The sequence below is a fragment of the Kamptonema sp. PCC 6506 genome, assembly GCF_000180455.1.
Lineage (GTDB): Bacteria > Cyanobacteriota > Cyanobacteriia > Cyanobacteriales > Microcoleaceae > Kamptonema > Kamptonema formosum.
Map to the genome: position 1 here is coordinate 1 of NZ_CACA01000359.1, position 20,902 is coordinate 20,902.

The following is a 20,902-nucleotide window of genomic DNA, read 5'->3' on the forward strand; positions in this document are numbered from 1 at the left end:
AAGATGGGAAAATTACTTACTATTTTCACCTCAAAACCACGTTGTCGTAGCCTACCAAAACCCAACAGAAGTGCTTTGTTGGGTGACGCTACCCTCCACCTAACCTACTAACTTGTTTTTCTTGTCGCCATCTCCAGTTCCAAGAGATCCTCTAGCATTTTGTCAAGACTCTTGATATCTTAAAACAGCCTAAGTAGTTCTTCTGAAAGCAAAGATGAATCGATTTGATCGTCAGTTATGGAAGCGATTTTTAGCGATCGCACAGCCTTACTTTTATCCTCTCGAACCAAGGAGTGGCACAGCCTTCCTAGGATTGCTCGTGCTGCTGATCGTATTTCTATTCGCTGCAATGTTTGTAGTTGTCAGCGCTGTTTGTTTAGGAACTCAAGCTCTTTTCCCCGAATTTTTCAACAGTATCGCCGCTGGCTTAGCAACACTGATAAAAAGCATTATTAATTCCCCTGCGATCCTGATATTTGCTTTAATGCTGATTTTGCCATTGGGCGCATTTGTCTTTTTTAGAAGCAGGTTAATACCGCGATGGCAGCAATGGGGATTGTTAACTCTGCTTTTAATCTTATCGTTTTCTGTCAGCGGTCTTAATGTAGTAATAAGTTATGTCGGCAACTTTTTTCAAACAGCACTAGCCGGGAAAGATGCACCCAACTACTGGAAATATCTTTTTGTCTATGCAGGGGTTTTTGTAGTCGGTACTCCAATTGTGGTGATTTACAGGTACATCCAAGATAAACTTAGCCTTTACTGGCGAGATTGGATGACTAATAAATTCCTTAATAAATATTTTCAGAATCGAGCTTATTATGAAATCAATGCTCGAAAAAATGAAATAGACAACCCAGATCAGCGAATTTCGGAAGATGTCAAATCTTTCACAACCACAAGTGTGAAATTTTTATTAATCATCCTTGGTTCAGTAATTGATATCATATCTTTCACGGGGATTCTCTGGTCTATCTCTAAACAGCTTTCAGTCTTCCTGATTGTATATGCTATTTTTGGTACGATAGTTACTACCATTTTTGGTCAAAGATTAATCCCTCTAAACTTCGATCAACTTAAAAAAGAAGCTAACTTTCGCTATGGATTAGTTCACGTCCGCGACAATGCTGAATCTATTGCCTTTTACTCTGGAGAGGAGCAGGAATCAACTCAAGTCAAGCAGCGATTTGTAGAAGTATTTCGGAATTTTAACTTGCTGATTGGCTGGCAACGAAATCTGGGATACTTTACAAGAGGATACAAATATGCAGTGGTGATTATTCCTGCTTTGTTTCTAGCTCCTGCTTACTTTGCTGGCCAAATAAAATTTGGGGATATCAGTCAAGCTGCTTTTGCTTTCAATCAGGTTTTGGATGCTTTTTCGGTGATTGTGGATCAGATTCAAGAGTTGAGCACTTTTGCTGCTAGTATCAATCGTTTGGCAGTATTTACAGATACGCTGGAAGCACAAACAACTGCACAAAAGTTAGGAGAAACTACAATTGATACTGTAGTCAGTTCTGAAGTAAGTTCTGAGTTTAAACTAGAACACATTACTCTAGAAACTCCGAAACACCAAAAGACTTTGATTCGGGATCTTTCCGTTGAAGTGCGACCAGGAGAAGGACTTTTAATTGTAGGTCAAAGCGGTGCGGGTAAGAGTTCTCTGCTGCGGGCGATCGCAGGTTTGTGGAACAGCGGAACAGGTCGCTTGGTGCGGCCAAACCTTGACGAAATGCTGTTTTTGCCCCAGCGACCTTATATGATTTTAGGGAGTCTGCGATCGCAACTGCTCTATCCCAATACCAGCAGCAAAGTTGAGGAGAAAGAACTACGCCATGCCTTAGAATTGGTAAATTTAACAGATTTACCAGAGAGAGCGGGTGGTTTTGATGCAGAGTTAGAGTGGGCTGATATTTTGTCACTAGGTGAACAGCAGCGCCTTGCTTTTGCACGTTTGTTACTAACGCAGCCTTCATACGCTATTTTGGATGAAGCTACAAGTGCTTTGGATCTGAAAAATGAAGCGGCGCTCTATCAGCATTTACAAGGAACTAAAACTACTTTTATCAGCGTCGGACACCGTGCGAGTTTAGTTGAGTATCACCAATACGTTTTGGAATTGTTAGGTGATTCCAGTTGGCGAGTTTTATCCGCTCAAGATTATCGTGCTAATTTCAATGTGTTTTCGGTCAACACTTAAGGACTTACGTAACGCCGCCCTCTGGGCGGTATTTTACCGCCCAGAGGGCGGCGTTACGCTACTCATGAAATCTCTTTCTAGTAAAAATTCCTTGGCTAGGACTGAAAAGTAAAGCTAACAAAAACAATCCAAAAATTACCAAGACAATCCCAGGGCCAGATGGAACATTCAAGTGATAGCTGAAATACATACCTATTACGCTAGCAAAACTGCCTAAAATTGCTCCCAATACCATCATTAAATGTAGTTCTTTTACCAATAAATATGCAGTAATTCCCGGCCCGATCAGCATAGAAATTACTAGCAGCGCACCAACAGTTTGTAAACTAGCTACAATTGTCAGCGTAATCGCAGCAATCATCCCAAAATAAATCAAATTAACTGGCAAACCACTCGCTTGAGCCCCCATTCTGTCAAAGGTATAAAATAATAGTTCTTTGTAAAAGAGTTTGACTAAAATCAAAACTATTACAGTAATCGCAAAAGTGTGCTGTACATCAGCAGGCGATACTGACAATATATTACCAAAAAGAAATCCTTGAAGGTCTAATTTAGTTGTCTTTAACAGGCTAATTAGAGCGACGCTAAGGGCTAAAAAAGTAGACAAAATCAATGCCATCACTGCATCAATTTTCAGTCGAGATTGAGACTGAATCCAAGCCATGATTACAGCACTGATGACCCCAGATATAAAAGCTCCAATGGAAATACTAATTCCAAACACAAACGCAATTGGTAATCCTGGTAATACTGAATGGGCAATCATTTCTACAATCATACCCATCTGTTGTACAATTAAATAAGAGCCGACAACCGCGCAGAGTATACCCAATAAAATACCCGTCGCGATCGCGTTTCTCATAAACTCAAATTTCAATGGTTCAATTACCAATTCCAACATTTAAGCACCTTAGATAGAAGGAAGAAGGAAGAAGGAAGAAGGAAGAGACGGGGGATTTTTCCCAATTAGCAATTAGCAATTAGCAATTAGCAATTACCAATTACCAATTACCAATTACCAATTACCGTAAGTCCAATGAGTTAAAAAAATCTCAGGCTGAAACTAAACTTAAATCGTACCCATAAGCTTTTTGAATATTAGCAGCGGTTAGCACTTCTCGACGAAATCCTGCCGCAATTAGCTGCTTATTTATCAATAATAAACGATCGTATTGTTTTAAAGTTTCACCTAAATCGTGGCTAATTACCAGCAAAGTTTTATTTTGGGCTTTCAGTTCTCGAAAAATATCGAAGACGATCTCTTCTGTGGTTTTGTCGATCGCGTTAAACGGTTCGTCAAAGAAAAACACATCTGCTTGCTGAGCGAGCGATCGCGCTAAAAATATCCGCTGCTGTTGTCCCCCTGATAGTTCCCCAATTTGCCGCGATCGGTATTCCCACATCCCTACTCGCTTCAATGCTGATGAAGCTAATTCTTGGGACTGGCGAGAAGGTTTGCGGAACCAACCTGTCTGCACTGTGCGGGCCATCATCACCACATTCCAGACTGTCACCGGATAGTCCCAGTCAATTTGCGATCGCTGCGGTACATAAGCAACCCGCCGTAACTGATCCTTCAACTGTCGCCCTTCATACAACACCCGACCACACCGAATAGGTACTAATCCCAGCATCGCTTTTACTAAGGTACTTTTCCCCGCTCCATTGGGGCCAAGGACTCCAACTAACTGTCCTGGTTCTAACTTGAAACTAATACTTTTGAGAGCGCACTCCCCTTGATAACTGACGGCCAAGTTTTGAACTTCTAACATAATCCGATTTTGTGATAACGATTCTTGTTCCCATATCTCCTAGAATAGGATAACAGTAACAACTAATAACGATTATCGTTCTAAATCAGAAAATGTTAAAGAGATTACAAATAAAAACTCGCCGAATTTGGGGTGCTGCTGCTGTGGCGATCGCCTTGGAACTTGCTGGATGCAGTGCTGGAGACACCAATACCAACAATTCAACCCCGATCGATACAAACCAAAGCCAAACTACTCCCGCCTCAACTCAAGCTCAAACCAGTCAACCCAAGCCAAAAGTAGTTGTTACCACTGGTGTTCTGTGCGATCTCACTACCAAAATTGCCCAGGATACGATCGATATGACCTGTTTAATCAAGCCAGGTCAAGATCCCCACACTTATCAAGCTCAGCCAGAAGATCGCAAAGCGATTGAAACAGCAAACCTAATTTTTTACGGCGGTTACAACCACGAACCGACACTGCTGAAGTTAATCCAATCCACCACCAACGCTGCACCCAAAATCGCCATCCACGAGAAAGCTGTTCCGAAACCCTTGATGGGGGATGAACACGAACACGAACACGAGGAAGAGTCCCACACTCAGGAGAAAACAGAAACCTCTGACCCCAACCATAAAGAAGGCGAACTGGTTGCCGATCCCCATGTTTGGCATAATGCTAAGAATGGTATTGGCATTGTGGCGGTGATTAGCGGTGAATTGGAAAAGCTCGCTCCTAGCAATGCCGAACTCTACAGCCGTAATGCCAAAAAACTTACTGGCGAGTTAGAACAGTTGGATAGTTGGATTAAGGCTCAAATTGCCACCATACCCAGCGACAGACGCAAGTTAATTACTACCCATGATGCTTTAAGTTACTATGCCAACGCCTACGGTTTAGAGATTACTGGGGCTTTACAGGGAGTGAGCACAGAAGAACAACCAACGCCGAAACGGATTGCAGAACTTTCTGAGGAAATTAAGTCAACTGGAGTACCGACGATTTTTGCGGAGACAACTGTTAACCCAAAGCTGATAGAGACTGTTGCTAGGGAGGCAAATGTCAAAATTTCCGCCCAGGAACTTTACAGCGATGGGTTGGGTTCGCCTGGAAGTGGTGCTGATACCTATGAGGGGATGTTAGCTGAAAATACTTGTGCGATCGCTCAAGGGTTGGGAGGTAAGTGTACACCTTTGACTGCACAAACGCCTAAATAATATCGGACTTACCCATCATTGTTTGTAACGCCGCCGTTCCAGGGAGAGCTTTACCAGGACGACGGCGTTACTCTGAACTTACCTATTGACAAATTTGATGATTTATGCGTTATAGGGAGATGAATAATTAATGGCGATCGCTCAACGAAGTCCGCGATCGCAGACAACAAAAGGCTCTTTCAAACCACACTTTCAAACCACAAAGGATAATAACATCCCTGAGAAGGGGGCTATGCCGAAGATAATAGCTAAGAAGTTAAAGAGATATAATTAATTTTAATCGCATTGCCCAATACACAAATACAGGGATCGCACAGATGAAAATTGCAGTCATCGGCAGTGGTAATGTTTGCAGTAACCTCGCCAACCTCTTTGTTTTAGCACATCATCAAGTGGTTTTAGGTTCACGAGACGCAAACAAAGCAAAAGAGATCGCAGAACCCTTGGGAAAAAATGCAAGCGGAACAACCTATGCTGAGGCTGTCATAGATGCCGATGTCATCGTGATTGCAACGCCTTGGTCAAACAACGTCACAAAGGATGTAATTGTAGAACTGGGCGATTTGAGTGGAAAAATTGTAATTGATTGCACCAATCCCCTTGTTCCAGACTATATGTCAAACACATTAGGTCATCCAATTTCATCAGCAGAAGAAATTGCAAAATTGATTCCCGGAGCAAAAATTGTCAAAGCATTCAACACGATTTTTGCTGAAGTTATGGCACCCGGAAAACAAACTTTTGGCGAACATAAAGGCACAGGATTTTACTGTGGAGATTATCCAGAGGCAAAAGATGTCGTTGCTAAGTTGATCCAAGATGCTGGATTTGAGCCTGTTGATGCGGGAGTCCTCAAGAATGCCAGATACTTAGAAGCAATGGGCCAGCTAAATATCCAAATTGCCTATGGGCTTAGAGGCGGTACTGATGTTGGTTTTCGATATATGCGTCGATAGATGAGCTACGCATCTAGAACTCTATAATCCCGATCTTGGGTTTCACTTCGTTATACCCAACCTACTACGATCGCCGTTGCCAAATTTTCAGTATTGGTATCACCTCTAGTCCCTAGATAAAAAACCCCGTTTTAGCTTTTAGGCTTAACGGGGCTCAGACTAAATTCCTTTCTATTCAGTTGTGGATTTTCCCTCATCGCTCTCAGGGGGTTTTTCGCTAATTCCCAGATTTTTCTTCGAGCTTTTCAACTGTTTCCAGAGTGCCTTAATTTCTTTGTAAGCCTTTTCTGAGCTAATTTTTCCGCCAGTTTCTAGAGAGCAGATGTAAGTTATTTTCTGGGCAAACTCCTGCAAATTAGCATTAAATGCTAAGTTCTCTGGTGTGAAGTCACCGTAGTAGCGGCTGCGGGGATGTAAAAATTGGTCACTCTCTTTAGTCATCGCTCTCTCCTTAATGAATCAAAACCTGCGTTACGTTTCCTTTGTAAAAATGCACCGTCTGTTTCCTGCATCAGTTTGTTTACTTTATGACGGGGTTAACTCGCTTCCATTGTATTGACTTAAATAGCGATTACGCATTATTAGGCTGTACTTCGGGATCTCAATCAGGCTGATTTTAACTTTTATTTAGTATAATTTTAACCTAAATTTAATCAAATCACCAAAAAATAAAGGGTGCCTGAGCGCATCCCCCTATAGATAGATTGAATAATTTACTTTAACTCTTTCTCAATACCCGTGTCTAGTTGTGGCATCCACAGCCTGCGTGTCCACAGCCTGTGCCATTGGGATGACCGTCAGCACAGGCATTCGAGCAGTAGTATTGACCGTTTTTTTCAATGGCTTCGGTGAGGCTAACAACGCACAGGCAAGAAGAACAGGCACATTTCATCTGGGTTACGGTAGTCATAGCTTTTTTGAGTAAATTTCTAAAGTGTTACTAATATCTGAACATATATTCAGGTATATGTCAAGGTAATGTGAAGGAACTGTTACAATTTAGGTCAGAGACTATCTAAGGTAGAATGATAATCAGATCCTAAAAAAAATTTGTATATAATGCCGCCTAACTCTGCTGTTAATCAGGCTGTAACCCAAGCTATTAAAAAAACCGATACTCCAACGTGCGATTCCCCCCATCTAGTCGATAGCGATCGCGTACAAGGCATTCAAACCCAAGTTCTCAACTCCCAGAAAGCTCAGCGAATGGCTGAGTTTTTCAGCCTTTTGGGAGATGCTAACCGTCTGCGGCTGTTATCAGTTTTAGCGGCTCAAGAGCTTTGCGTCTGTGACTTAGCAGCAACGCTAGAGATGAGTGAATCGGCAGTATCCCATCAATTGCGGGCGTTGCGGGCGTTGCGTTTAGTCAGCTATCGCAAGCAAGGGCGGCAGGTTTTTTACAGCCTTCTCGATCGCCACGTTTTGGAACTTTACAGGGCTGTTGCCGAACACTTAGACGAAGAAGGCTAAACTTGCTAATTGCTAATTGCTAATTGCTAATTGCTAATTGCTAATTGCTAATTACTCATCTCTCCCTATTTTCCTCTTTCCCTAGTCCCTAGTCCCTAGTCCCTAGCCCCTTCTTTGGTGTTAGTTAGATGAAGGATGAATGGGAGAAAAACATTTAATCCTTCATCTTTTAGCCTTTATGCAACAGTGTGGCCTGTAGCCGTAATTGCCTGCTTGATTGACTCTTCAGAGGATTGAGCTTCTACGGTGACAGTCTTAGCTGCGACATCAACATTGACGTTAGCTTCGGATTCGACAGTTTTGATGGCTTTGGTAATCGTGTCGCCGCAGCCAGAACAGACTATTGAAGGAACGTTGAGTTTGATTTCCATAGTTAAATAGAGAAATTGAAAGTATAATATTCTTTTTTCATTTTAACAGAAATTAGCCAAAACTGTTTGTAACGCCGCCATCAGGCGCGGTAAAGTCACCGCGCCTGATGGCGGCGTTACGCGATCGTGCGTAAGTCCCATTTAAGCTGATTTTGCTACAACTTTCGGCACAACAGAAAAGTGGGGACGTACTTCAGCAAGGCTGCGACCAACGGCCGCCGCTACCGATCGTAAACTGTAAACTAACTCAATCATATCTTCTAAAGAAAGGGCCTGCCGCGCATCGGAAACCGATTTTTCTGGTTCTGGGTGACACTCAATGATTAACCCATCAGCACCGCAAGCAATCGCAGCTTTAGCCAGAGGTGCGACTAATTCCCGCTTGCCCACTGCATGAGAAGGATCTACAATTATCGGCAGATGAGTTAATTGTTTTAGCGCTACTACTGCCCCTAAATCTAAGACATTGCGGGTGTAATTGTCGAAGCTACGAATACCTCGTTCGCAGAGTACAACATCAGGGTTTCCATGACTTAAAATGTATTCAGCGGCCATCACAAATTCTTCAATTGTGGCGGATAAACCACGTTTAAGTAGTACGGGTTTTCCGGCTTGGCCGACTGCTTTTAAAAGCTCGAAATTTTGCATATTGCGGCTGCCAATTTGAAGCATATCCGCGTAGGTAACAACTGGGGCAATTTGAGCAATTGACATTACCTCTGTTACGATTGGGAGGTGATGGCGTTGGCTGACATCTGCTAAGATTTTTAGTCCTTCGACTCCTAAACCTTGGAAAGAATAGGGAGATGTGCGGGGTTTGTAGACACCGCCGCGTAAAGCTTGAATGGGTGCGAGTCCTAGTCGGGTTGCGACTTCTTCCATTTGTTGAGCGCTTTCGACTGTACAAGGCCCGCCGATAATGATAATTTCTTTACCGCCAATAGTGGCGTGTTCTGAAAGTTTGACTGTGGTTTGGTGTTCAAGGCTAGATTTGGTGGTGAGTTTGGCATCTAACACGAGTGGTATTCTCCTTCAAAAAAAAGTGTGAGTAACAAAAAAACCCGGAACTTTAAGGAGTTCCGGGTGAGGCGCGAAAAGCAGCACGACAATTTACCCAGAACTCCTTTGGGGCCAAAAATAAAAGCCGTAAAACCAGTTATCGAATAATGTCATGGCTGTTTTCGCTAGAGCTAAACTGTAAATTGAGCAAACAAAAACCGCAGGTCTAATTCTGCGGTTCACTTGGAGATTTATAGCAAATCTGATTCACCCCAAGTGAACGTGCTTAAACCACCAAAAATAAAAGTAATATTTGCTTGCAAACATGAGCAATGCGCTGCGTTTGAGGATGGAATTTACATCTATTACCACTCACCCTAACAAAGGGAGTGAATAATGTCAAGCCCTATTTCTGAGAAATTCTCTGAGAATTTCCGAGCTGGGGTGCGATCGCACGGCTAAATTACTGGGAATTCTCACTATTAATTTTTAACAAACGCTAGAATTATATAGTTACACATTTGTTGCGTAATGCCGCCGAGACAAGAGTAATTTTACTGCTGATACGGGGGCGTTACCAATTCTGCGTAAGTCGTATAAAGATATTCTCAGCGGGCTATGGGCGATACTTTGGCAATATCGGGGCTGCGCGATCGCGTCTTAGTTTGGCTTTCCGAGCGCGTTCCACCTGCCCGGATCGAGCACATTCTTGGTGTCGAGCAGATGGCGGCTGAGTTGGCAATTCTTTATAGCATAGATGCTTCTAAAGCACAAGTGGCAGGATTGATGCACGATTTGGCTAAATACTTTAAGCCCAAACTTTTATGGGAAATGGCTAGGGCGGAAGGTTTAGAGCTAGACTCAGTGTTGGAAGCTGCGCCACACTTGCTACACGCTGATATTAGCGCGGTGGTTGCTAGAGACGAGTTCGGAGTGCAAGATGAAGAAATATTGCAGGCGATCGCGAATCATACTCTAGGACGGCCTGGTATGAGCCAACTGAGTTGTATCGTGTTTATAGCAGATGCTTTAGAGCCAAGCCGGGGTAAGAGCCCACAGCTAGAGGTAATGCGATCTCACAGCAAAAAAAATCTTCATGCAGCAGTTTGGCAAACTTGTGATTATGCTTTTAAATATTTGCTAGAAACTCGCTGTTTGATCCACCCGCGCAGCATACTGACCCGCAATTGGGCGCTACAAATGGCTAAAGTTCGTTAATGGTTAGTTGTTAATGGTTAGTTGTTAGTGGTTAGTTGTTAATGGTTAGCAATTAGCAATTACCAATTAGCAATTACCAATTAGCAATTAGCAATTACCAATTAGCAAATCTATTAGGAAATTAAGAATTTGATGACAAATAACACCCAAGCCCCATATTCTTCTACTAACTCTTCGACTAAAGTTACAGCGATCGCTGGCAATTCTTTAGATGAAAGCCGCGCCTTGGCTTTTGCAATCGCCGAAGCTGCCGAAGACCGCAAGGGAGGTAATATCGTATTACTCCAGGTATCAGAAGTATCTTATTTGGCAGACTACTTCGTGATTGTCACCGGGTTTTCTAACGCGCAAGTACGAGCTATTACCCAAGCGATCGCTCATAAGGTCGAAACAGAGTGGCAGCGGATGCCCGTGCGAATTGAAGGGCAAGGAGAGGGGACTTGGGTACTGATGGACTACGGCGATGCGATCGTCCATATCTTAATGCCTCACGAACGCGAGTTTTACAATCTAGAAGCCTTCTGGGGTCATGCCGAGCGCATCCACTTTTCTGCCGCCCTAAGAGGATAGCAGTATGAGGGATGTTTCAGTTTCTACCTGTCCAGTTCCCACCGAACAGCAACCAGTCAACGAGTACCAGGAACTTAAAGAGTCTTGGTTTTTTAGCTGGGCCACTCTAGAGTGGCCCAGCTATCTGGCGAAACTCGCCTGGTTGTGGGGATGGAGTTGGCTGGTATCTGGGCCGATAGCTGCATCTAGCTTTGCCCCTCTCAAGCATCCGGTTCAGTTTATACTCAGCGGTGCGGCTGGTGCTAGTTTTATTTTAGGACTGGCATTGCTGCGGCTTTCTTTGGGTTGGTTGTACGTGCGATCGCGCCTCGCAAATGCTACTGTTGTTTACGAAGAGTCTGGCTGGTACGACTGTCAATCCTGGCCGAAAACTCCTGAAGTTTTGCTCCAAGACCAGTTAATTGTCACCTACCAAGTTCAACCGATTCTGCAACGATTGCGTCAGACTGTTTATGGTTTGATGGCATTCCTATTGGCTGGCGGTATAATTTGGTATTTTTTGTTAGTGGTTAGTAGTTAGTGGTTAGTAGTTAGTAGTTAGTAGTTAGTTAGTTGTATGGTGGGCGATCGCCTACCATAATCTACAGCTAATTTACAAGCATTTTTGCAGCGATCGCTCACTCGATGTTTAGCTAACAAATAACAATAGCTAACAACTAACAATTAACAACCAACAACTAACAACCAACAACCAACAACCAACAACTAACAATTAACAATTAACAACTAATAAATCTAAATATGACCAGGGGAAAACGAACGCAAGCGCGAGAGTTGGAAGTCAGACTGCTGCGGGATGGCGTAATTGAATCAACGCACCGCGTCCAGGCTGCTGTTTGTGACAATCGGGGTCGCGTTCTATCGGTTGCTGGCAACTCGGATACAGCTACATTTATCCGTTCAGCGCTCAAACCATTTCAAGCGCTGGCCGTCACTACCACCGGTACCCTAGAACGCTATGAACTTACGGATCGAGATTTAGCGATTATTTGTAGCTCTCACCAAGGAACTATTGAGCAGGCACGACAGGCATTTAATGTCTTGTGGCGGTGTAACGTGGACTCCTCGAAACTCCAGTGCCCAATTCCAGAAGGGAAAACTAGCCCTCTGCAATACAATTGTTCGGGGAAACACGCGGGGATGTTGGCTGTCTGCCAGCAAAGGCACTGGCCGCTAGAAACTTACTTGCGCCGCAAGCACCCAGTGCAGCAGTTGATTTTGACAAAGGTTGCGGAGATGCTGGCGATGCCGGCTGAGGAGTTTATCAGCGCTCGCGATGATTGTGGGGCTCCTACTTATTTTATGCAGTTGGGGCAAATGGCTTCTCTGTACGCACAGTTGGCTTCTGGTGACAATTTGGATATGGAGCGCATTGTCCGTGCTATGACTCATCATCCGGCAATGGTGGCTGGTGAGGGTATATTTGATACCGAATTGATGCGGTTGAGTGAGGGGGAAGTGGTGAGTAAATCGGGGGCGGAAGGCGTGCAGTGCATTGGCAGAGTTGGCGAGGGGATGGGTTTGGCGATTAAGGTGACGGATGGGGCGAAGCGGGCTAAGTATGCGGTGGCAATTCATTTATTGAAGCAGTTGGGCTGGATTAGTCCTGCGATCGCAGAAACTTTGTCAGAAACTTATATGACTTTAAGCGAATTTAAGCGTCTGGAGGTGGTGGGGGAATTATCGATGCTGTGATAGAAGCTATACTGTGATTAGATTGTGGCAATTCCTAGATTAAAAATGAAAAAAAATTATTTATTTTTGATTTAGGGGTTGCAATTTTTAGAAGACCGCGTTATATTAATTAAAGCGACGCGGGATAGAGCAGCCTGGTAGCTCGTCGGGCTCATAACCCGAAGGTCAGTGGTTCAAATCCACTTCCCGCCATTTAATTAAACAAACTCTGTAATCTTTAATGGTTATGGAGTTTTGTTTTTTAGCCACTACTAGCTGGTTTCTTTGCCTAGCTACTTTCTATCAAATTTCTCTCAAACTCATTCCAAACTATCCTCAAAATAGTAGGTCAACCTACCTGATAAGCAAGTTAAAATAATATTTGTATACCAATAAGATTTGTTTATCACCATTGATGCCCTTTGAGTTATCAAGCTGACAAACTCACCAAATCCCCTCAGCAGTCTTCAGAACAAGCAATGATAAGTTAATATAAACTTATATAAATAAAAAATTGTATTTTATTATAGGTAGCAGCCAACCCAGAGCTAAGCCTGAGCTTTTAAACAACAGATGCAGATATTCTCAGTTAATTAGATTATTGAGAACAGAAAAATAATAGGAAGTAGGATAGTAAATAAGTGTTAAATAAAACTATAAAATGAATAAAAAAAGAGATTCAATTTAATGAAGCTACAGAAATAAAAGATTTACCCTATACTGCACTCAGTTAATCTGTCCATTAAAGACTTAAAGCCCTTATAACCTTCTTGATAACCTTCTTGACCATTAATTAGCTTTTGTTCCCAAGTATGAGCTGGAGTGTTATCTGTAAGCCAATTTAATAGAGGAAAATATCCTTCACAATAGCTCTTTTCTGTTGACAACTTTAAAAAACTAAAACATTTATAGTTTCTACTGTCTTTAACATAGTCTCTATTGCATAAAAAATCATATTTATTGCCTAAAGACTTATAATATTTTTGATCTGTTGGTTGTTTCCAGCCAACCTTAACAGTAAACAATGACCAGATAAAATCTTCATCTTCATCTTCATAAGTCCTTAAAATTTTTTCAAAAATTGACTTTTGTACCCTAAAACCCCAACCAAGTTTATTTTTGTTATTATCTGCCCAAGCCTTATCAATATTAGAAAGTAATTCACAATCTAAACTATTAATAAATGAAGGAGTGAGAATTCTAATTGTTTTTGATAAAGGAGGAGTGTAATAATGGTCATTCTTAGCATTTTTAGCAATCTCCTTGGCTGTTAATATATTTGCTTCTTTCCAGCAGTCACCACCAAGAAAACCATGTTTTACTAAAGCTCCAATATCAGAAAATACATTATTATAAGATGATTTTAATAATTCAATTTCTTGTAGATATTTTTGTTGACTCTTCCACATCTGTCTAGCCCAATCTATTTGTTTTATCAGTGCTTTGCTAATATCATCAGGGGTGAAAGAATACAGAGTTAAATCCCAAGCACATCTAGGACAGATTGTAGCTTGCTGCTCTGTAAGTGTATTTTGGCAAATAGGACATTCAACAGCCATATATAATCTCTATCTTAACTTTACAAGGTAGTTAAAAAGACTGTAGACTTTATAATCTACAGCCTTTAATTTTATTAATTTACTCTGCCTAATAACTCTTTTACCATATCTAACATCTCTTGGGCAGCTTCAGCCTTATTCTTCAGTATTGTATGCTCCTTTTTATGAATTTTATGAATTTTATACCTAGTTTGTAAAAACTCAGTCAATCTTTTTAAGAATACATCTTTTTGATCATTAAATATCGTTGTATCTATACTATCTTTATTAGAGGATTTATTGAATATATTATTGATATTTTCTAATAGTTCTTCTAATAATTCTATAGCAAACCTTAAGCTATCACTAGATGCTTCTCCTTTCCATTTCGGAACATTTTTATCTTTACCTGTCTTAGGAGCTTTTTTTACTTGCTCCTCAAATTCTTTCTTTTTCTCTTCACAGACTTTTATTTTGCTGGAAACTTCATGGTTTATATCTTCAATTGAAGCATTTTGCAAGTCTTTTTCTTGTTCAACCAAAATCCATACATCAGCCATAAACAATCTCCAGGTTATGTTATTAGGGAACAGTTTTAGTTGACTGCATCAGTAGCAGCTAACTGATAATCTTATAGTAGCTGCTACTTTATGGAAAAACAAGAGTAAAAGAAAAAATCTTGAATGGTTTTCTTTATGCCTATATAGCTTTTTATTAGAAAAACTTATACAAGCTTTGCCCTGGAAAAGTAGCCCTAAGATTGAGCTTTAGTAAAAGGAAGGAGAGGAAAAGTAAAAACTACTCCAGACATAGAAAAGGAGGGCTTATAGGCTAAATTTGAGGGGTCTGAGGGAATGCTAGAAGCAGGGGATTGAGAGAGCAGAAACTACCATTTGCAGGTAAGTCAGGGAAACAGAAGGCAACTCTTCTAAATCAGTCAAGCTTCTGGGATGGATAGGGGTGTACTCCCCTGGTTGCAGAGTGAAAACCTTGTCGGGAGATGATTTTAGAGTCTTAACTCTGTGTTGTTGGGTTGCATCAGACTCAATCTCTTTTAGTAGTTGACTTAACGATCAAATAATAATCATATAAATATTAAATAGATAATTCTTACTTACTTATAATCTATTAATGCCGGTGGGAAAGTATTTTGATTTGATCGCAACGCTAGATAGTTTAAAGAGTTATGTTAAACTCTTTTAAAATATATAGACGATCTAAATAATAATTAGATTGTTTATACTACTTTAAGTAATAACCTAATAAACTATAACTATATAAAAGTTATCTAGTTAATATTTAAGTATTTATTTTATTGGGATACTTAAATATGTATCAAGAATCTCAGTTAAGAGTCAATATGTATAAATATTTATTAACTAAGTTAGTATATTATATCTTAGTATTATCTACCTTTATATTATAAGTTACTATAATCTACTCTTTTAGAGTATATAATTAGATGATAAATACTTATAAACTAGAAATATAAGATTTGCATCTATATAATTATGTTTTTTATCTATCCCACATTGCTGGCTTTAGTACATACAATCAACCAAAAGATTGCTACTATTCATAAGTTATTGAGAATGGCTAAAATCCAGAGTTTGCAGGGGATATAATTCTCTACGCAAAATAAAATGATCGGGATTACATCCTGCCTCAACGTCAACTCCGATAAACTTTACAGAATCTTTAACAAACAGTTCCTAATCAATTAGGTTGTCGTACTAACCCTCCGACTTTAGGTTAAATTTTTCAATATTTTTAAGTCCTAGTGTATGTTGCTGCCTTTTACCATCAAAGGTTGGCGGAAAACCTCTCTCCCAACCTGAGAAATTAAACAAGTTCTCAAAATTATTTTTGCTTGAGGTCGTCACGGACGACCAAACTCAACAATAAAATCTCCCTTGAGATCGTCACGGGCGACCCAACTCAACAATGCAATCTCCTTTGTCCTTTTATTCCAGGTTTGCTCAAAGCACTTTGGCATCACTCATAAAAATTAATTATGATAGTTGAGTAATCGTGAGGGGTTAAACCCCTCATCTGTCGTCAGAGGGATGACGAATGTTAAAATTTGGAAAACACCTCCCTTGAATTTAATCAGGTTGAAAAAGAAAAGTAAATCATTCCTTGTGCGCCTGAGTTTATTCGTGGGAATCCCCAGTCCCAGTCCCCCCTTTGACAAAAAAAGCAAACCAGGGCTTACCGATCGATAGAGACTCAGCAGTTTGCCGTAGAGGAAAAGGAATATGAGTGGAAATACCGCGCACATCAAACGGTTGTTAGAAACCAAACAATGTCAGGGAGGAAATCTCAGCGATGCCAATCTGGCAAGATTAAAACTCAGCGGCGCTAACTTGACTGGCGCGGATCTGAGTTTTGCCAATCTCAATGGTACGGATCTCAGCGGTGCTAATTTAAGTGGTGCGGATCTGAGTTTTGCCAACTTAGTTGCTGCTAACCTGGCTAATGCTGACTTGAGCGGTGTTGACTCCAAGGGAATCAACCTCTTTGATGCAAACTTAAATGGTGCTGAATTGAGCGGTGCCGATCTAGGTTTTGCCAATTTAGTCAATACAAATATGCTTCATGCCAATTTAAGCGGTGCTGACTTGGTTGGTGCTAATTTGGTTGGGGCTAACCTCAGCGGTGCGAATCTCAGCGGTGCCGACTTAGGTGGTGCGAATCTAGGTAATGTGAAGTTGGTGAATGCTAAGTTGCTCAACGCTGACCTCAGAGATGTCAGATTAGTCGGTGGCGATCTCACGGATGCGGATCTTCAAGATGCGGATCTCAGAGATGTCAATTTGTTGAACGCTGACTTGAGTGGGGCTAACCTCAATGGAGCCAACCTCAGCGGTGCTAATCTCAGTGGAGTTAATCTCAGTGGTGCGAATATGGATGGCGCTATTGGAATTTACATGGACACCCCTGTGGAAATGCGACGCAGCGAACCGCGAAAATCTAGTGTTACACAGTCGGTTTTGTCCTATATGAGTTTGCCTCAAGCCAGTGTCCCATCATCTGTTCCCCATCCCCCTCATCTTCCTCATCCCCCCCATCCCCCGCTTGGGGTGTGCTGAGCGCTCACACCAAGCGGCGGCGGCAATTTAGTCAAGATGATGTCCACTTCCTCGAAGCGATCGCGAATGTACTAGCAGCAGCCATCGAGCGATCGCGATCGGAAGAGCGCCTACAACTAATGGAACGCGCGATCGCTTCCAGCAGCAACGGCATTATCATTACCGACGCAACACAGTCAGACAACCCCACGATTTATGTCAACCCCAGTTTCGAGCGGATGACAGGCTATCAGCGAGACGAAATTCTCGGTAAAAATTGCCGAATTTTGCAACGTGCTGATAGAAATCAACCAGCTCTTAAGGAAGTGCGAACAGCCCTTAACGAAGGCAAAGAATGTCAGGTCGTCTTGAAAAACTATCGTAAAGATGGCACTCCTTTTTGGAACGAACTTTCTATTTCACCCGTGTACAACACGCGGCGACATCTCACCCACTTTGTCGGCATTCAAACCGACATCACCGATCGCAAACGATCGGAAGAAGAATTATTTTTAAAGTCCCAAACTTTAGCAACTTTTAGCGCCAATCTCAAACAGCTTCACCGGATTACAACTTACAACTATCAAAATTTTGAAGAGCTATTTGCCGATTACCTGTTGGCAGGATGCGAAATATTTGGGCTTTCTACAGGTGTCATCAATCAAATTGAAGGCGAACGCTGCATTATCCGTTCTGTTAAATCTGATATTGAATGTTTTGTTCCTGGCTTGGAATCGGAATTAAAAGATACTTATTGTTCAGCACCGATAAAAACTAAGAAAACTGTTACCTATGCCCATGTAGGTAAAATAGAGGAAATGCAAACGCACCCGGCATATCAAAGATTTAACATGGAATCTTATATAGGTACGCCTATATTTGTCAGCGGTAAAATTTACGGGGTGTTAAGTTTCTCCTCAACACAAATAAGAAGCAAAAATTTTGAAGCCCGCGAAACAGAAATCATCGAACTGATGGCACAAAGCATCGGTAGATTTCTCGCTGCCCACGACACAGAAATAGAACGCCAGCAGGCAGAAAAAGAGCGCATAGAACTAATCGCTTCTCTCCAAGAAAGCGAAGAGCGATACCGCCGTTTAGTAGAACTTTCCCCGGAAGCGATCGCCGTCTATAGCGAAGATAAAATCGTCTATATCAATGCGGCGGGAGCCAGACTTGTTGGTGCTCAATCTGCGAAAGAACTGATCGGATTTCCCATATTTAACCTCGTCCACCGCGACTATCTGGAAGTAGTTAGAGTCCGCATTCAGCAAGTAGAAGAAGAAAACAAAAAAACGAATCTGATCGAACAAAAAATGATTAGACTGGACGGGAAAGTAATCGATGTGGAAATAGCAGGTATACCTGCTACCTACCAAGGGAAAGTCGCAACCCAAATTATCATCAGAGATATAACAGAACGCAAACGCGCCCAACAACAACTCCTCCACGATGCCTTTCACGATGTTCTCACTCAACTGCCAAACCGTGCCCTATTTATTGAGCGTGTTGGTCAAGCTATCCGTCGTTCCAAACAACAGCCAGATTATAAATTTGCTGTCCTATTCTTAGATTTAGATCGCTTTAAAGTCGTCAATGACAGTCTAGGTCATAGTGTAGGAGATCAACTGTTAATTGCGATCGCCCACCGCCTTACCTCCTGTCTTCACCCCTCTGATACCGCCGCTAGACTAGGGGGAGACGAGTTCACTGTCCTACTAGAAGGTATTCAAAGTCTTGGTGATGCTACCATCATTGCCAAAAAGATCAACCACGAGTTTGCCCAGCCCTTCAACCTTGAAGGACACGAAGTATTTACCACCGTCAGCATCGGTATTGTCTTCAGTCAAAGCGAAGTTTCCTCAACAAGTGAAGAAGATTGGAAGTATATGCACTGCCCCATGTACAACCATCCTGAAGATCTCCTGCGAGACGCTGACATTGCCATGTATCGCGCCAAGGCCCTTGGTAAGGCCCGCCATGAGGTTTTTAACTTAGCGATGCACGATCAAACTATTTCTCTGTTGCAATTGGAAACTGACTTGCGGCGGGCGATTCAGGAAAGTTGTCAAATTGCAGTTGCCCTTGGAAGACCCCATTTTTTACCAAAACAGGCAAGTTTGGCACAAAATCTGGGTTTAGAAAGTTCTCAGTTATCGGAGCACGTTCAATACTCAAAGGGCAATTCGGCAATTCTCAATTCAAAACCGCTTTGGCTATCGGAGAACTCTTCGGGAAATGCAGCGAAAATTCTTAGCAATGGTAGTCATCCACATACTAAATTGTTGCTACATTATCAGCCAATTATTTCACTTTCTACTGGCAGAATTAGCGGTTTTGAGGCGCTTGTACGCTGGCAACACCCAACGAGAGGTTTAGTTTCACCTGCTGAGTTTATTCCCGTAGCAGAAGAAACTGGTCTGATTATTCCTTTGGGTGCTTGGGTTTTGAGAGAAGCTTGCCGCCAGTTGCGTATTTGGCAAGAACTATTGAAGAAGGAAGAAGGAAGAAGGAAGAAGGAAGAAGAAATAAGGAATAGGAAAGAAGGAAGATGTGATAGTCCAAATTTCTCTAATTACCAATTACCAATTACCAATTACCAATTACCAATTACTAATTACCCACTGACTATGAGTGTGAATCTTTCAGGTAAGCAGTTGGGGCAAATGAATTTGTTTGAGGAGATTGATGAAATTCTGCAAGAAACTGGGTGCGATCCCAGCAGTTTAAAGTTGGAAATTACGGAAAGCGTGATTGTGGAAAATGTCGCTAAAGCTAGCACTATGCTCGCCCAACTGAAAGCTAGAAATATTCGGCTTTCTATTGATGATTTTGGGACGGGTTATTCATCTTTAAGTTATCTGCACCGCTTCCCGCTTGATACTCTCAAAATTGACCGTTCTTTTGTCAGTCGCTTGAGTACAGAGGGTGGTCGTCCCCTGCAAATTGTACGCGCGATCGTAACGCTGGCTCATAATTTAGGGCTCGATGTGATCGCAGAAGGTGTGGAAACAAAAGAGCAACTAGCGGAACTCCAGCAACTTGAATGCGAACACGCTCAGGGATATTTGTTATCTAGACCTCTGGACAGTGAGGCGGCAACTGAGTTTCTACAAAAAATGTTAACTGGTAATGGCTAATTGCTAATTGCTAATTGCTATAGCAGTCGCCAAGGCGATTAAGACCTTCTGAGTTCCACCAAACTCGCTGATTCTCTTCTCTTCTTCCTCTTCTTCCCCTAGCCCTGAGCATCGTAGCCCCTAACCGCTCATTGCTCATTGCTCACTTAACCCATCCTACTAAAAGTTAAAATTTTAAGAGATTATCCGTACATCTACGTACAAATTTTAAGTAGACTTAGATTTTCGGCGATTATTCGTGCATCCACCTACAAGTTCCTCATCCGATTCAATTTTAAGTAATTATCCCTGTCAAACCCTTGATTCCTCATGTAAATTTGCTGCTTAAGTGATTAATATCACACACAAAAAATACCAGGATCGCATTTGAATAAGAGATGGATCGCCAAATACTGTGACTAAAATCACAATTTAGCAATGTTTTCAATCACAAAATTGGGTTGGAAAAAAGGGCACAGTATATTTACTAGCATTCCTTATTTTAAGAACTACCCCTTGCACGAAAAAGGAAGCCAAAAGTCATGTCTACTTCCCAGCTCACACTAGAAGAATTATTTGGTCAAGTCATGTTTTCCAGCGTGGTTACTCGCAATGACCGCCAGCAAATCAGATCGGCACTTTTAGGTGGTGGACTCAATGAAGACGAACACGCAATTATTAACAGACTGTTATATAATGTGCGGCGTGGATGGGTGAGGATTATCGACTAAGTTAGAAAAAC

Annotated in this window: 19 protein-coding genes and 1 tRNA gene; 12 read left to right on the plus strand and 8 right to left on the minus strand. The window is 41.8% G+C overall.

Annotation, left to right across the window (positions count from 1 at the left end; all coding sequences use genetic code 11):
- The first annotated feature begins 214 nt into the window (after positions 1-214).
- The gene (locus OSCI_RS25665) at positions 215-2,203 is read left to right on the plus strand and encodes an ABC transporter ATP-binding protein/permease (protein ID WP_007358126.1); all 1,989 of its coding nucleotides are present in this window, start codon (positions 215-217) and stop codon (positions 2,201-2,203) included.
- Between the two features lie 58 nt (positions 2,204-2,261).
- Here the strand turns inward: OSCI_RS25665 and OSCI_RS25670 are convergent, their stop codons facing one another.
- Positions 2,262-3,104 (minus strand): metal ABC transporter permease, encoded by an 843-nt coding sequence (locus OSCI_RS25670; protein ID WP_007358127.1) that lies wholly within the window; start codon positions 3,102-3,104, stop codon positions 2,262-2,264.
- A gap of 151 nt (positions 3,105-3,255) precedes the next feature.
- Positions 3,256-3,975, minus strand: a complete 720-nt coding sequence (locus OSCI_RS25675; protein ID WP_007358128.1) for a metal ABC transporter ATP-binding protein — start codon at positions 3,973-3,975, stop codon at positions 3,256-3,258.
- A 92-nt stretch (positions 3,976-4,067) separates the two neighbouring features.
- Here OSCI_RS25675 and OSCI_RS25680 point away from each other — a divergent pair, with 92 nt between their 5' ends.
- Positions 4,068-5,174, plus strand: coding sequence for a metal ABC transporter solute-binding protein, Zn/Mn family (locus OSCI_RS25680; protein ID WP_007358129.1), 1,107 nt, complete (start codon positions 4,068-4,070; stop codon positions 5,172-5,174).
- A 284-nt stretch (positions 5,175-5,458) separates the two neighbouring features.
- Complete coding sequence (locus tag OSCI_RS25685) at positions 5,459-6,130, plus strand: NADPH-dependent F420 reductase (protein ID WP_267879551.1); 672 nt, start codon at positions 5,459-5,461, stop codon at positions 6,128-6,130.
- Positions 6,131-6,301: 171 nt separating this feature from the next.
- Here the strand turns inward: OSCI_RS25685 and OSCI_RS25690 are convergent, their stop codons facing one another.
- Together OSCI_RS25690 and OSCI_RS28875 are read right to left on the minus strand one after the other, a co-directional pair.
- The gene (locus tag OSCI_RS25690; RefSeq protein WP_007358131.1) at positions 6,302-6,571 is read right to left on the minus strand and encodes a DUF7219 family protein; all 270 of its coding nucleotides are present in this window, start codon (positions 6,569-6,571) and stop codon (positions 6,302-6,304) included.
- A gap of 301 nt (positions 6,572-6,872) precedes the next feature.
- Positions 6,873-7,040: a metallothionein gene (locus tag OSCI_RS28875; RefSeq protein WP_007358132.1), complete on the minus strand. Its 168-nt coding sequence runs from the start codon at positions 7,038-7,040 to the stop codon at positions 6,873-6,875.
- A gap of 149 nt (positions 7,041-7,189) precedes the next feature.
- On the opposite strand from OSCI_RS28875, the gene OSCI_RS25695 reads away from it, so the two are divergent.
- Positions 7,190-7,600, plus strand: a complete 411-nt coding sequence (locus tag OSCI_RS25695; RefSeq protein ID WP_007358133.1) for an ArsR/SmtB family transcription factor — start codon at positions 7,190-7,192, stop codon at positions 7,598-7,600.
- Between the two features lie 176 nt (positions 7,601-7,776).
- Here the strand turns inward: OSCI_RS25695 and OSCI_RS25700 are convergent, their stop codons facing one another.
- Positions 7,777-7,971, minus strand: coding sequence for a heavy-metal-associated domain-containing protein (locus tag OSCI_RS25700; protein WP_007358134.1), 195 nt, complete (start codon positions 7,969-7,971; stop codon positions 7,777-7,779).
- A gap of 141 nt (positions 7,972-8,112) precedes the next feature.
- On the minus strand, positions 8,113-8,988 hold the full coding sequence (gene aroF / locus OSCI_RS25705; protein ID WP_007358135.1) for a 3-deoxy-7-phosphoheptulonate synthase: 876 nt from the start codon (positions 8,986-8,988) through the stop codon (positions 8,113-8,115).
- Between the two features lie 600 nt (positions 8,989-9,588).
- Between aroF and yqeK the strand changes: the two genes are divergently transcribed.
- From yqeK to OSCI_RS25730, 5 genes are all read left to right on the plus strand, one after another.
- Positions 9,589-10,188: a bis(5'-nucleosyl)-tetraphosphatase (symmetrical) YqeK gene (gene yqeK / locus OSCI_RS25710; RefSeq protein WP_007358136.1), complete on the plus strand. Its 600-nt coding sequence runs from the start codon at positions 9,589-9,591 to the stop codon at positions 10,186-10,188.
- A gap of 132 nt (positions 10,189-10,320) precedes the next feature.
- Positions 10,321-10,758 (plus strand): ribosome silencing factor, encoded by a 438-nt coding sequence (rsfS, locus tag OSCI_RS25715; RefSeq protein WP_007358137.1) that lies wholly within the window; start codon positions 10,321-10,323, stop codon positions 10,756-10,758.
- A gap of 4 nt (positions 10,759-10,762) precedes the next feature.
- Positions 10,763-11,278 carry a CGLD27 family protein gene (locus OSCI_RS25720; protein ID WP_007358138.1) on the plus strand — a complete coding sequence of 172 codons (516 nt, stop codon included), beginning with the start codon at positions 10,763-10,765 and terminating at the stop codon, positions 11,276-11,278.
- Between the two features lie 221 nt (positions 11,279-11,499).
- Positions 11,500-12,453 (plus strand): asparaginase, encoded by a 954-nt coding sequence (locus OSCI_RS25725; protein WP_007358139.1) that lies wholly within the window; start codon positions 11,500-11,502, stop codon positions 12,451-12,453.
- Positions 12,454-12,571: 118 nt separating this feature from the next.
- A tRNA-Met gene (locus OSCI_RS25730) sits at positions 12,572-12,645 on the plus strand.
- 497 nt (positions 12,646-13,142) lie between these two features.
- Here the strand turns inward: OSCI_RS25730 and OSCI_RS25735 are convergent.
- On the minus strand, positions 13,143-13,991 hold the full coding sequence (locus tag OSCI_RS25735; RefSeq protein WP_007358140.1) for a GUN4 domain-containing protein: 849 nt from the start codon (positions 13,989-13,991) through the stop codon (positions 13,143-13,145).
- 74 nt (positions 13,992-14,065) lie between these two features.
- Positions 14,066-14,530, minus strand: a complete 465-nt coding sequence (locus tag OSCI_RS25740; protein WP_007358141.1) for a hypothetical protein — start codon at positions 14,528-14,530, stop codon at positions 14,066-14,068.
- 1,698 nt (positions 14,531-16,228) lie between these two features.
- Here OSCI_RS25740 and OSCI_RS25745 point away from each other — a divergent pair.
- From OSCI_RS25745 to OSCI_RS25755, 3 genes are all read left to right on the plus strand, one after another.
- Positions 16,229-17,062 carry a pentapeptide repeat-containing protein gene (locus OSCI_RS25745; RefSeq protein ID WP_007358143.1) on the plus strand — a complete coding sequence of 278 codons (834 nt, stop codon included), beginning with the start codon at positions 16,229-16,231 and terminating at the stop codon, positions 17,060-17,062.
- Entirely contained in the window at positions 17,056-20,181 is a 3,126-nt protein-coding gene (locus OSCI_RS31055) for an EAL domain-containing protein (protein WP_007358144.1), read from the plus strand. The genes OSCI_RS25745 and OSCI_RS31055 overlap by 7 nt, the downstream gene beginning before the upstream one ends.
- Positions 20,182-20,702: 521 nt before the next feature.
- On the plus strand, positions 20,703-20,891 hold the full coding sequence (locus tag OSCI_RS25755) for a hypothetical protein (protein WP_007358145.1): 189 nt from the start codon (positions 20,703-20,705) through the stop codon (positions 20,889-20,891).
- Positions 20,892-20,902 lie beyond the last annotated feature (11 nt).

Excerpts from the sequence above, each read along its gene's own strand:
- OSCI_RS25690 (WP_007358131.1), bottom strand. The coding sequence starts at position 6,571 with ATGACTAAAGAGAGTGACCAATTTTTACATCCCCGCAGCCGCTACTAC.
- OSCI_RS25745 (WP_007358143.1), top strand. The coding sequence starts at position 16,229 with ATGAGTGGAAATACCGCGCACATCAAACGGTTGTTAGAAACCAAACAA.
- OSCI_RS25700 (WP_007358134.1), bottom strand. The coding sequence starts at position 7,971 with ATGGAAATCAAACTCAACGTTCCTTCAATAGTCTGTTCTGGCTGCGGC.
- OSCI_RS25680 (WP_007358129.1), top strand. The coding sequence starts at position 4,068 with ATGTTAAAGAGATTACAAATAAAAACTCGCCGAATTTGGGGTGCTGCT.
- OSCI_RS25675 (WP_007358128.1), bottom strand. The coding sequence starts at position 3,975 with ATGTTAGAAGTTCAAAACTTGGCCGTCAGTTATCAAGGGGAGTGCGCT.
- OSCI_RS25670 (WP_007358127.1), bottom strand. The coding sequence starts at position 3,104 with ATGTTGGAATTGGTAATTGAACCATTGAAATTTGAGTTTATGAGAAAC.
- OSCI_RS25725 (WP_007358139.1), top strand. The coding sequence starts at position 11,500 with ATGACCAGGGGAAAACGAACGCAAGCGCGAGAGTTGGAAGTCAGACTG.
- OSCI_RS28875 (WP_007358132.1), bottom strand. The coding sequence starts at position 7,040 with ATGACTACCGTAACCCAGATGAAATGTGCCTGTTCTTCTTGCCTGTGC.
- OSCI_RS25735 (WP_007358140.1), bottom strand. The coding sequence starts at position 13,991 with ATGGCTGTTGAATGTCCTATTTGCCAAAATACACTTACAGAGCAGCAA.
- OSCI_RS25720 (WP_007358138.1), top strand. The coding sequence starts at position 10,763 with ATGAGGGATGTTTCAGTTTCTACCTGTCCAGTTCCCACCGAACAGCAA.
- OSCI_RS25740 (WP_007358141.1), bottom strand. The coding sequence starts at position 14,530 with ATGGCTGATGTATGGATTTTGGTTGAACAAGAAAAAGACTTGCAAAAT.
- OSCI_RS25755 (WP_007358145.1), top strand. The coding sequence starts at position 20,703 with ATGTCTACTTCCCAGCTCACACTAGAAGAATTATTTGGTCAAGTCATG.
- yqeK (WP_007358136.1), top strand. The coding sequence starts at position 9,589 with ATGGGCGATACTTTGGCAATATCGGGGCTGCGCGATCGCGTCTTAGTT.
- OSCI_RS25665 (WP_007358126.1), top strand. The coding sequence starts at position 215 with ATGAATCGATTTGATCGTCAGTTATGGAAGCGATTTTTAGCGATCGCA.
- OSCI_RS25695 (WP_007358133.1), top strand. The coding sequence starts at position 7,190 with ATGCCGCCTAACTCTGCTGTTAATCAGGCTGTAACCCAAGCTATTAAA.
- rsfS (WP_007358137.1), top strand. The coding sequence starts at position 10,321 with ATGACAAATAACACCCAAGCCCCATATTCTTCTACTAACTCTTCGACT.